Consider the following 11,540-nt stretch of genomic DNA (forward strand, 5'->3'; position numbering starts at 1 on the left):
CGTGCCCCGTGCGGACCTGCCCGGCGAGCCCGACCGCCCCCTCGCGCTGACGGGCTCGCGCCTGCGTCGCTCGCTCCAGCTCGTCGGCCGCGGCATCGCCGCCGACCCCTGGGTCTACGTCCTGGCCATCGGCTTCTCGGCGCTGTTCGGGGCCGTCACCGTGGCGGTCTCGCGCGCCGTCGGCTGGGCCACCGACGCCGTCGTCGTCCCCGCGATCGCCGGCGACGCCGTCGCCCGCGGGCGCATCTGGCAGGCGGGCCTGGTGCTCGCCGGCGTGGCCCTCACCCTGGCGGTCAGCGTCTGGGGCCGGCGCGTGTGGGCCGGCTGGGGCTACGTCGACGTCGGCGCGCTGCACCGCCGGCGGCTCGCGTCCGCCTACCTGCGCCTGCCGATGTCGTGGCACCGCGCGCACCCGGCCGGCCAGCTCCTCGCCCACGCCAGCTCGGACGTCGAGGCCGCGACGGGCGTGTTCAACTCCGTGCCCTTCGCCCTCGGCGTCGTGGTGATGATCGTCGTCGCCACCGTGATGCTGCTGGCGATCGACCCGTGGCTGGCCGCCGCCGCGCTGGTGGTCGTCCCGCTGACCGTCGCGGCCAACGTCGTCTTCCAGCGGCACATGACCCCCGCCGTCACCCGCGCCCAGCAGCTGCGCGGCGAGGTCGCCGACGTCGCCCACGAGAGCTTCGAGGCGGCGCTGCTGGTCAAGTCCCTGGGTACCGCCGACCGGGAGGAGGAGCGCTTCGCCGCGCGCACCGACGAGCTGCGCGCCGCCAACGTGCGGGCCGGCAGCGTGCGCGCGGTGTTCGACCCGGTGATCGACATCCTGCCGAACCTCGGCACGCTGCTGGTGCTGGGCGTGGGCGCCTGGCGCGCCGGCACCGGCGCGGTCGACGCCGGCGACGTCGTCACCGCCGGGTACCTGCTGACCGTCATGGCCGTGCCCGTGCGCGCGTTCGGCTGGGTGCTCGGCGAGCTGCCGCGCGGCCTCGTGGGGTACGAGCGCATCGCCCGCGTCGTCGACCACCGCGGCGCGCTGCGCCCGGGCGACGCCGTCCTGCCGCGGCGCACCGGCGGCCTGGCGGTGCGCCTCGAGGGCGTGGGCGTCGACGTGCCCGGTCCGGCGGGCCGCACGACGACGCTGCTCGACGGCGTGACCCTCGACGTCGTCCCCGGCAGCACGGTCGCGGTCGTCGGCCCCACCGGCGCCGGCAAGACGACGCTGGTGTCGCTGCTGCCGCGCCTGTCGGACCCGACCCGCGGGCGAGTGCTGCTCGACGGGGTGGACGTGCGCACGCTGGCCGCGGGCGAGGTCCCCGCGCAGGTGGCGCTCGTGGCGCAGCAGACGTTCGTGTTCGAGGACACCGTGCGCGGCAACGTCACGCTGGCCGACCCGGGCGACCCGGCGGTCCCGTCCGACGACGCGGTGTGGGCGGCGCTGCGGCTCGCGCGGCTCGACGAGGTGGTGCGCGCCCTGCCGGGCGGCCTGGACGCGCCGCTCGGCGAGCGCGGCGCCAACCTCTCCGGCGGCCAGCGCCAGCGCCTGGCCGTGGCGCGCGCCCTGGTGCGCCGCCCGCGCCTGCTCGTGCTCGACGACGCCACCTCGGCCGTCGACCCGCGCGTCGAGCAGCAGATCCTCACCGGGCTGGCCGAGGCCGGCACCGGCGGCGAGGCGCCCACCGTCGTCATGGTCGCCTACCGCATGTCCTCGGTCGCGCTCGCCGACGTCGTGGTGCACCTCGACGGCGGCCGCGTCGTCGACGCCGGCACCCACGACGAGCTGCTCGCCCGGGACCCGGGCTACCGCGCGATCGCGACGGCGTACGAGGCCGAGGCCGCCCGCCGGGCCCGCGAGGTCGCGGACGCGGCCGACGCCGAGGCCCTGGCGGCCGCAGAGGCCGCCGACGCCGACGGCGTCGCGCGCACCGACGAGGCCGCGGAGGAGGTCCGATGAGCACGTCCGCGTCCATCGCGTCGGCCAGCACGCTCGGCGTGCTCGCCACCCTGCGCCGCGGGGTGCAGATCAGCCCGCAGATCGTCCAGGGCATGGGCTGGACGCTCGCCCTCGCCGTGCTCGCGGCGGCGGGGCGCGTCGTCGTGCCGGTGGCCGTCCAGCGCACGATCGACGACGGCGTCCTCGCCGCGGGCGGGCCCGACACCGGGCGGGTGGCCGCGCTGGCGATGGTCGCCGCCCTCGCCGTGCTCGCCGCCGCGGTGTGCTCCGCGCTGGTCAACGTGCGCCTGGTGAGCCGCACCGAGGCCGGCCTCGCGGCGCTGCGCGTGCGGGCGTTCCGCCACGTGCACGACCTGGCCACGCTCACCCAGGGCACCGAGCGGCGCGGGTCGCTCGTCTCGCGCGTCACGAGCGACGTCGACACCATCTCGCTGTTCGTCCAGTGGGGCGGCATCATGCTGCTCGTCTCCACGCTGCAGCTGCTCGTGGCCAGCGCCCTGATGCTCGTCTACTCGTGGCAGCTCACCCTCGTGGTCTGGGCGTGCTTCGTCCCGCTGTACCTCGTGCTGCGGTTCGCGCAGAAGCACGTCAACGCCGCCTACACCCGGGTGCGCGAGCGGGTCGGCGCCATGCTCGCCGCCGTGTCGGAGGCCGTGGTCGGGGCCGAGACCGTCCGTGCCTACGGCGTCGGGGAGCGCACCGGGCGCCGCGTCGGGGCGGCGATCGAGTCCACCCGCCGCGCGCAGGGGCGCGCCCAGCTGCTGGTGGCGTCGTCGTTCTCCAGCGGCACGCTGGTGTCCAACCTCGCGCTCGCCGCGGTCGTGGTGGTGGGCGCGCACCTCGGCGTCGGCGGCGCCCTCACCGCCGGCCAGGTCATCGCCTTCCTGTTCCTCGTGCAGCTGTTCACCGGCCCGGTGCAGATGGCCACGGAGATCCTCAACGAGCTGCAGAACGCCGTCGCCGGCTGGCGCCGGGTGCTCGCCGTCGTGGAGACGCCGGTCGACGTGGCCGAGGCGCCCGACGCCGTCCCCACCCCGCGCGGGCCCGCGCACGTGGAGCTGCGCGGCGTCCGGTTCGGCTACCCCGGCGGGCCGGAGGTGCTCCACGGCGTGGACCTCGTGCTGCCGGCGCGCGCCAAGGTCGCCGTGGTGGGCCAGACGGGATCGGGCAAGACGACGATCGCCAAGCTCGTCACCCGCCTCATGGACCCCACGGCCGGACAGGTGCTGCTCGACGGCGTGGACCTGCGCCGCACCACGCTCGCCTCGCTGCGCGAGCGGGTGGTGCTGGTGCCGCAGGAGGGGTTCCTCTTCGACGGCACGGTGGCGCAGAACGCGGCGTACGGGCTGCGCGACGCCGAGCGGCTGCCCGCCGACGAGGTGCGCGGGCGCGTCACCGAGGCGTTCGCGGCCCTGGGCCTCACCGACTGGCTCGCCGACCTGCCCGCCGGGCTCGACACGCCGGTCGGCCAGCGCGGCGAGGCGCTCAGCGCGGGGGAGCGGCAGCTCGTCGCCATCGCGCGCGCCTACCTCGCCGCGCCGGACCTGCTCGTGCTGGACGAGGCGACGTCCGCCGTCGACCCCGCGACCGAGGTGCGCATCGCCCGCGCGCTCGACTCGCTGACCACCGGCCGCACGACGATCACCATCGCCCACCGGCTGTCGACGGCGGAGGCGAGCGACCTCGTCGTCGTGGTCGACGCGGGCCACGTCGCCGAGGTGGGCCCGCACGCCGAGCTCGCCGCCGCCGGCGGCGTCTACGCCCGGATGCACGCGAGCTGGGTGGCGCAGACCCGCTGACCGGTGCGTCCGACGGGTCGGATCCCCGGACCGGGTCCCGCGTCGTGGCGCGCGGGGGTCGGCACCGGGGCCGACGTGGGAGGATGGCGGGGTGCCTGACACCGCCCTCGACCCGCAGATCGCCGCCCGTCTCAAGCGTGACGAGCACGGCCTCGTGGCCGCGATCGTGCAGCAGCACGACACCCGCGAGGTCCTCATGCTCGGCTGGATGGACGACGAGGCCCTCCACCGCACCCTGACCACCGGCCGCGTGACCTTCTGGTCGCGCTCGCGCCGGGAGTACTGGCGCAAGGGCGACACCTCCGGGCACGTGCAGTGGGTCAAGGGCGTCTCGATCGACTGCGACGGCGACGCGCTGCTCGTCGAGGTCGACCAGGTGGGCGCGGCCTGCCACACCGGCACGCGCACCTGCTTCCTCGCCGGTGGCGAGCTGCCCGCCGTCGTCGGCGCCGCGGAGGTGGAGGCGTGAGCGCCACGACCTCGACCCCGACCCCGTTCCCGGCACCTACCCCGGCCTCGGTGCCCGCGCCGGCCGCCCCGGCCGCCCCTGCCGACGAGGTCCGCCTGCCCGCCGACCTGCCCTGGGGCGCCACCTGGCCGGACCTGCCGACGTTCCGCTCGCTCGCGCGCGACCGGCGGGTCGTACCCGTGGTGCGCCGCGTGCTGGCCGACGACGCCACCCCCGTGGGGCTGTACCGCGCCCTGGCCCACGGCCGGCCGGGCACGTTCGTGCTGGAGTCGGCCGACGCCTCGGGCGCCTGGGCGCGCTGGTCGTTCGTCGGCGTCGCGTCGCGGGCGCAGCTCACCGCCCGTGACGGGCAGGCCGTGTGGACCGGCGACGTGCCCGCCGGGATCCCGACCTCCGGCGACGTCGTCGAGGTGCTCGAGGCGACGCTCGAGGCCCTGCGCACCCCGCCGATCGTCGGCCTGCCGCCGCTGACCGGCGGCATGGCGGGCTCCGTCGGCTGGGACGCGGTGCGGCACTGGGAGCCGACGCTGCCCGCCACGGCGCCCGACGAGGTCGGCGCCCCGGAGCTCGCGCTGTGCCTGGCCACGGACCTGCTGGCGATCGACCACCACACCGGCGCGGTGTGGCTCGTCGCGAACGCCATCAACATGGACGACACCGACGCCCGCGTCGACGAGGCGCACGCGGACGCCGTGGCGCGCCTCGACGCGCTCGCCGCGCGGCTCGCCGGGCCGGCGCCGCGCGTGGCCACCGTGCTGCGCGACGACGTCGCCGAGCCGGAGCTCGAGTTCCGCTCGACGCGCGAGGAGTTCGAGGCCGCGGTGGGCGCCGGCAAGGAGGCCATCCGCGACGGCGAGGTGTTCCAGGTGGTGCTGTCGCAGCGCCTCGACCTCGACTGCCCGGCCGACCCGCTGGACGTCTACCGGGCGCTGCGGACCATCAACCCGAGCCCGTACATGTACTACTTCCACCTCACCGACCCGCAGGGGCGGGACTTCCAGGTGGTGGGCTCGAGCCCGGAGACGCTGGTCAAGGTCGACGCCGGGCACGTCACGACCTACCCGATCGCCGGGTCGCGCCCGCGCGGCGCCACGGTCGAGGAGGACGTCGCGCTGGCCGAGGAGCTGTACGCCGACCCCAAGGAGCGGGCCGAGCACCTCATGCTCGTGGACCTGTCGCGCAACGACCTGGTCAAGGTGTGCCAGCCGACCACCGTCGAGGTGGTCGAGTTCATGGTGCTGCGCCGGTTCAGCCACATCATGCACCTGTGCTCCACGGTGGTCGGGCGGCTGCGCCCGGGCCGCACCGCGCTCGACACCCTGCGCGCGACGTTCCCCGCGGGCACGCTCTCGGGAGCGCCCAAGCCGCGCGCCATCGCGCTGATCGACGAGCTCGAGCCGGCCTCGCGCGGCATCTACGGCGGCACGGTCGGCTACCTCGACTTCGGCGGCAACATGGACATGGCCATCGCCATCCGCACGGCGTTCGTGCGCGACGGGCGCGCCTCGGTGCAGGCCGGCGGCGGCATCGTCGCCGACTCGGTGCCGGCGCTCGAGTACGCCGAGTCGCGCAACAAGGCCGCGGCGGCCGTGCGGGCCGTGCAGCTCGCCGCCCGGTTCGCCCGCCTCGGCGCCGCGGCCGACGGCGGTGCGGCCCACGGCGGTGTGGCCGGCGCGGACGGGAGCCCGGAGGCCGGCGCGTGAGCGGCGTCCTGACCCGCGCGCGCGCCACCTGGGCCGTCGTCCTCCTCGGCGGGCTGGCGCTGGCCACGGCCGCCCCGGTCTGGGTGCGCTCCGAGGTCGCGACCGCGCTCGACCCGGACGTCGCGATCACGGTCACCGGCACGGCCGCGGCGCCCGCCGTCGGCGCGGCCGCGCTGGTCCTCGTGGCCGCCGGGCTGGCCCTGGCGCTCGGCGGCCGCGTCGCGCGCTGGGTGGTGCTCGCCGTCGCCGCGGGAGCGGGCGTCCTGGTGGCGGCCTCGGCCCTCAGCGTGGCCACCGACCCCGAGCCGGCCGCGGTCGCCGGGGCGAGCGAGGCGGCGGGCGTGACCGAGCTCACCGCCCCGGTGTCGCTGGCCGTGTGGCCCTGGCTGACGGCCGCGGTCGGCGTCCTCGCCGTCGTCGTCGCCGTGCTCGCCGCGGTCGCGTCCCGCCGGTGGGCGGCGACGTCGGGCCGCCACGAGCGGGCGCCGGCCGAGGCTGCCGCCGCGAGCCCCGCCGGGGCGCCCGGCGCCGCGCCGGGTACCGCGTCGGGCGGCGCGTCGGGCGGCGCGTCGGGTACCGCGGCCGGCGCCGCGGCCGGAACCACGACCAGCACGCCGCGGGCCGCCGACCCCGGCGACGAGGGGGAGGTCGACGCCCACGACGCGTGGGACGCGCTCTCCCGGGGCACCGACCCCACGGCGGACCGCTAGGCTGGTCCCGCCGACGGCAACCTGCACGGGCACCCATCAGCACGTCACGAAAGGCCCCATGACCACCATGGCCGAGAACACCAACGAGTACGCCTACCTGCCCCCGGCCGCGCCGCACCACAACGAGGGCAAGACGGTCGCGTCCTGGACCGCCATGGCGGGCGTCACCGTCGGCGCGCTGGTCGCCGCGCTCGCCGTGGTCTTCGCGTCGGTCGTGCTCTTCGTGATCGGCTTCGTGGTCATCGCCGTCTCGCTGGTCGCGGGGCTCGTGCTGCGCCGGATGGGCTTCGGCCAGCCCGACCCCGAGCCGGTCCCCGGCGGCGGCCGCCGCCAGCGTCCCGAGCGCTGAGCCGCCCCGCCTGCTCGCGGCGACGCGGCGGCGACCTCGCAGCAGCCTCGCGACGCCGCAGCAGCGACGCCCCACGGCGCCCGACCGCACCGGTCGGGCGCCGTCGCCGTCTCACCGCTCGGTGGGTGGTCAAGGTCACCCCGGCGCGGGCCCTACGATGGGCGGTGTCGGCACGGCCGGCAGGATCCGGTTCGCACGACGGGGGAGGCGCAGCATGACGGTCCTGGAGGACATCGTCGCGGGGGTCCGCGAGGACCTCGCGACGCGCCAGGCGGCGACGTCGCTCGACGAGCTCAAGGAGCGCGCCGCGCGCGCCCCGGGCGCCCTCGAGGTGGTGAGCCGGCTGCGCGCGCAGGACGCCGTGGCCGTGATCGCCGAGGTGAAGCGCTCCAGCCCCAGCAAGGGCTCGCTCGCCGCGATCTCCGACCCCGCGGCGCTGGCGCAGGAGTACGCCCGCGGCGGTGCGAGCGTCATCTCCGTGCTCACCGAGCAGCGGCGCTTCGGCGGCAGCCTGGCCGACCTGGACGCGGTGCGCGCCAAGGTCGACGTGCCCGTGCTGCGCAAGGACTTCGTGGTCACGCCGTACCAGGTGTGGGAGGCCCGCGCCCACGGCGCCGACGTCGTCCTGCTCATCGTCGCCGCCCTCGAGCAGACGGTGCTCACCTCGCTCGTCGAGCGGGTGCACTCGCTGGGCATGACCGCGCTCGTCGAGGTCCACACCGCCGACGAGGTGCACCGGGCGCTCGACGCCGGTGCCCGCGTGGTGGGCGTCAACGCCCGCGACCTCAAGACGCTGCAGGTGGACCGGTCGGTCTTCGCCCGCCTCGCGCCGCTGATCCCGGACGACGTCGTGCGCGTCGCCGAGTCCGGCGTGCGGGGCCCGCACGACGTCATGGACTACGCCCGGGCCGGCGCCCACGCCGTGCTCGTGGGCGAGGCGCTCGTCACCGGCGACGCGCCCCGCCGCTCGGTGGCCGACCTGGTCGCCGCCGGCCAGCACCCGGCCCTGTGGTCCGTGCGGCCCGCCGCGCAGTCCTGACGGCCCGCCGCAGCCCCACGCGCGCCGGGACGCCGCGGCCCGTCCGCCCCGTCCCGCCCGCGCCCCACCCGCCCGCGCCCCACCCTCGCTTGGAAGGGAAGGTCCTCGTGCCCACGCCCGACCCGCACGCCGCCGGCTCGCCGTCCCCGACGCCGGTCAGCGACGCGCTCTCCGACACCCTGGCCCACCAGGTGCTCGGCGAGCACCCCGACGACCCCGTCGAGGCGGCCGCGACGCGGCTGGCCGACCGGCAGGGGCCGTACTTCGGCCAGTTCGGCGGCCGCTTCGTGCCCGAGGCGCTGTACGCCGCGCTCGACGAGCTCGAGACCGAGTACCGCAAGGCGCTCGACGACCCGGAGTTCCGCGCCGAGCTGGCCCGCCTGCACCGCGAGTACACCGGCCGCCCGTCGCCGCTCACGGAGGTGGCCCGGTTCGCCGAGCACGCCGGCGGCCAGCGCGTCTTCCTCAAGCGCGAGGACCTCAACCACACCGGCTCGCACAAGATCAACAACGTGCTGGGCCAGGCGCTGCTCGTGAAGCGCATGGGCAAGACCCGCGTCATCGCCGAGACCGGCGCCGGCCAGCACGGCGTCGCCACCGCCACGGCCGCCGCGCTGCTCGACCTCGAGTGCGTCGTCTACATGGGCGAGGAGGACACCCGCCGCCAGGCGCTCAACGTCGCCCGCATGCGGCTGCTCGGCGCCGAGGTCGTGCCGGTCCAGATCGGCTCGCGCACGCTCAAGGACGCGATCAACGAGGCGCTGCGCGACTGGGTCGCGAACGTCGAGAGCACCCACTACCTGCTGGGCACGGTGACCGGTCCGCACCCGTTCCCCGAGATGGTGCGCGAGTTCCACCGGATCATCGGCGAGGAGGCGCGCGAGCAGGTGCTCGAGCGCACCGGCCGACTGCCCGACGTCGTCGCCGCGTGCGTCGGCGGCGGCTCCAACGCCCTCGGCATCTTCAACGCCTTCCTCGACGACCCGGACGTCGCGCTGTACGGCTTCGAGGCCGGCGGCGAGGGCGTGGCCTCCGGCCGGCACGCCGCCCGGTTCTCCGGCGGCGCGCCGGGCGTGCTGCACGGCGCCCGCTCCTACCTGCTCCAGGACGCCGACGGCCAGACGCTGCCCAGCCACTCCGTCTCGGCGGGGCTGGACTACCCGAGCGTCGGGCCGGCGCACTCCTGGCTGCACGACCTGGGCCGCGCCGTCTACCGCCCGGTGACCGACGGCGAGGCCATGGAGGCGTTCCGCCTGCTGTGCCGCACGGAGGGCATCATCCCGGCGATCGAGTCGGCGCACGCCCTGGCCGGCGCCGTCCAGGTGGGCCGCGAGCTCGCGGCCGCGGGCGAGCGCGACAAGATCATCGTCGTCAACCTCTCCGGCCGCGGCGACAAGGACGTGGCCACCGCCGCACGGTGGTTCGACCTGCTCGACGCGGACCAGGCCGAGGCCGGCGACGCCGACCCGCTGACCACGGAGGGGGACCTGTGAGCACGCCCGCCATCCCGGCCGGGACCCGGCCCGGCGGCGCGCCCGCCGCCACCCCCGCGCCCGCGGGCGCCGCCGCGCGCTCGCGCACCGCGGCGCGGATCGAGGAGCTCCGGGCCGCCGGGCGGCCCGCGCTCGTGGGCTACCTGCCCGTCGGGTTCCCCACGCCGGAGCGGTCGATCGAGGCCGTCGTCGCGATGGTGGACGCGGGCGTCGACGTCGTCGAGCTCGGCATCCCCTACACCGACCCGGTGATGGACGGCCCGGTCATCCAGCGGGCCGCCGAGCAGGCGCTGGCGGCGGGCACCCGCGTGGCCGACGTCTTCCGCGTCGTGCGCGCGGCGAGCGAGCACGCGCCCCACGTGCCGGTGCTGGTCATGACCTACTGGAACCCGGTGCTGCGGTACGGGGTCGACGCCTTCGCCCGCGACCTCGCGGCCGCCGGCGGCGCCGGGCTCATCACGCCGGACCTCGTCCCGGACGAGGGCGCCGAGTGGCTCGCCGCGGCGGAGACGTACGGGCTCGACCGGGTGTTCCTGGTGGCGCCGAGCTCGACGCCGGAGCGGCTGCGCCTCACCGCGGCCGCGTCGCGCGGCTTCGTCTACGCCGCCTCGACCATGGGCGTCACCGGTGTGCGCGCCCAGGTGGGGGACCGGGCCGAGCAGCTCGTCGCCGACACCCGCGCCGCCGGCGCCCCGCGCGTGTGCGTGGGCCTCGGCGTCTCGAACGGGGAGCAGGCCGCGCAGGTCGGCGCCTTCGCCGACGGCGTCATCGTCGGCTCCGCCTTCGTGCGGCCGCTGCTGACCGACGAGCCCTGGGAGCAGCGGCTCGACGCCGTGCGCGCCGTCGCCGCGGACCTCGCGGCCGGCGTCGCCCGCGCGCGGGCGGGCCACGCCGGCGGGCAGGCCGGAGGCCCGGCGTGACGGCCCTCGCGGCGCTCGGCACCGTCGTGCCGGCCGCGATCCCGAGCCCGCCGCAGCACACCTGGTACCTCGGCGGGTTCCCGGTCCGCGCCTACGCGCTGGCGATCCTCGCGGGCATCGTGGTCGCGGTGTGGATCACCGCGCGCCGGTTCGTGCGGCGCACGGCCGGGGGCACCGCCGACGACGTGCTCGAGATCGCCTTCTGGGCGGTGCCGTTCGGCATCGTCGGCGGCCGCCTCTACCACGTCGTCAGCACCCCCGACCCGTACTGGGGGCCGGACGGCGACCCCGTCCGCGCGCTGTACGTGTGGGAGGGCGGCCTGGGCATCTGGGGCGCCGTCGCGCTGGGCGCGGTGGGCGCCTACATCGGCTGCCGCCGCCAGAACATCCGCATGCCCGTGTTCGCCGACGCGATCGCGCCGGCGCTGCTGGTCGCGCAGGCCGTCGGCCGCCTCGGCAACTGGTTCAACCAGGAGCTGTTCGGCGCGCCCACCACCCTGCCGTGGGGGCTGCGGATCGACGCCGCCTACCTGCCCCCCGACCCGGCCACCGGTCTGATGTACGCCGAGGGGACGCTCTTTCACCCCACGTTCCTCTACGAGCTGCTGTGGAACCTCGCCATGGCCGCGGTCATCGTCTGGGTAGACAGACGGTTCAGGCTCGGTCACGGTCGCGTATTCTGGCTCTACGTGGTGCTGTACACCCTGGGCCGCGGCTGGATCGAGGCGCTGCGCATCGACACCGCCGAGCACGTCCTGGGGCTCCGGCTCAACGTGTGGACGTCGATCGTGGTCGGGCTCGGTGCTCTGGCAGCATTCGTCCTCATCGGACGCCTGCGCCCCGGTCGCGAGACCGACGCACGCCGCGAGCCGGGGGAGGACGCCCCGGACGCGGCCCCCGAGCCGGCCACCGCCCGGACCTCCGCCGCGAGCGAGGGGACGGCGGGCGGGGAGCCGGCAGCCGACACCACGAGAGACGTCGAGGAGAAGGACGACCAACGCTCCGCGGAGGCCGCCGGGCCCGACCCCGGCACGGCGGCCCGCGCCTGACGCGGACCCGGGCGACACCCGGGACCGCCACCTGACCGACGGGCCGACGGCGTCCCGA

Annotated in this window: 10 protein-coding genes; all 10 read left to right on the forward strand. The window is 76.8% G+C overall.

Annotated elements, in window-relative coordinates:
• Position 1 precedes the first annotated feature (1 nt).
• Positions 2–1,951 carry an ABC transporter ATP-binding protein gene (locus U5M74_RS09760; protein ID WP_410908503.1) on the forward strand — a complete coding sequence of 650 codons (1,950 nt, stop codon included), beginning with the start codon at positions 2–4 and terminating at the stop codon, positions 1,949–1,951.
• Positions 1,948–3,750, forward strand: coding sequence for an ABC transporter ATP-binding protein (locus tag U5M74_RS09765; protein WP_410908505.1), 1,803 nt, complete (start codon positions 1,948–1,950; stop codon positions 3,748–3,750). The genes U5M74_RS09760 and U5M74_RS09765 overlap by 4 nt, the downstream gene beginning before the upstream one ends.
• Positions 3,751–3,841: 91 nt before the next feature.
• Entirely contained in the window at positions 3,842–4,219 is a 378-nt protein-coding gene (gene hisI / locus U5M74_RS09770) for a phosphoribosyl-AMP cyclohydrolase (RefSeq protein ID WP_410908507.1), read from the forward strand.
• 95 nt (positions 4,220–4,314) lie between these two features.
• Positions 4,315–5,922: an anthranilate synthase component I gene (locus U5M74_RS09775; RefSeq protein ID WP_410908543.1), complete on the forward strand. Its 1,608-nt coding sequence runs from the start codon at positions 4,315–4,317 to the stop codon at positions 5,920–5,922.
• Complete coding sequence (locus U5M74_RS09780; RefSeq protein ID WP_410908509.1) at positions 5,919–6,632, forward strand: Trp biosynthesis-associated membrane protein; 714 nt, start codon at positions 5,919–5,921, stop codon at positions 6,630–6,632. Before U5M74_RS09775 ends, U5M74_RS09780 begins: the two co-directional genes overlap by 4 nt.
• A gap of 58 nt (positions 6,633–6,690) precedes the next feature.
• Positions 6,691–6,981, forward strand: coding sequence for an HGxxPAAW family protein (locus tag U5M74_RS09785; RefSeq protein WP_410908511.1), 291 nt, complete (start codon positions 6,691–6,693; stop codon positions 6,979–6,981).
• 214 nt (positions 6,982–7,195) lie between these two features.
• Entirely contained in the window at positions 7,196–8,020 is an 825-nt protein-coding gene (gene trpC, locus U5M74_RS09790) for an indole-3-glycerol phosphate synthase TrpC (protein ID WP_410908513.1), read from the forward strand.
• A 191-nt stretch (positions 8,021–8,211) separates the two neighbouring features.
• The gene (trpB, locus tag U5M74_RS09795; RefSeq protein ID WP_410908545.1) at positions 8,212–9,513 is read left to right on the forward strand and encodes a tryptophan synthase subunit beta; all 1,302 of its coding nucleotides are present in this window, start codon (positions 8,212–8,214) and stop codon (positions 9,511–9,513) included.
• Positions 9,514–9,611: 98 nt separating this feature from the next.
• Complete coding sequence (trpA, locus tag U5M74_RS09800; RefSeq protein ID WP_410908547.1) at positions 9,612–10,433, forward strand: tryptophan synthase subunit alpha; 822 nt, start codon at positions 9,612–9,614, stop codon at positions 10,431–10,433.
• Positions 10,430–11,482 (forward strand): prolipoprotein diacylglyceryl transferase, encoded by a 1,053-nt coding sequence (gene lgt / locus U5M74_RS09805; RefSeq protein WP_410908515.1) that lies wholly within the window; start codon positions 10,430–10,432, stop codon positions 11,480–11,482. Before trpA ends, lgt begins: the two co-directional genes overlap by 4 nt.
• Positions 11,483–11,540 lie beyond the last annotated feature (58 nt).

Source organism: Puerhibacterium sp. TATVAM-FAB25, from assembly GCF_046535855.1.
Classification (GTDB): domain Bacteria; phylum Actinomycetota; class Actinomycetes; order Actinomycetales; family Cellulomonadaceae; genus Puerhibacterium; species Puerhibacterium variabilis_A.

Excerpts from the sequence above, each read along its gene's own strand:
- U5M74_RS09765 (WP_410908505.1), top strand. The coding sequence starts at position 1,948 with ATGAGCACGTCCGCGTCCATCGCGTCGGCCAGCACGCTCGGCGTGCTC.
- U5M74_RS09785 (WP_410908511.1), top strand. The coding sequence starts at position 6,691 with ATGACCACCATGGCCGAGAACACCAACGAGTACGCCTACCTGCCCCCG.
- trpC (WP_410908513.1), top strand. The coding sequence starts at position 7,196 with ATGACGGTCCTGGAGGACATCGTCGCGGGGGTCCGCGAGGACCTCGCG.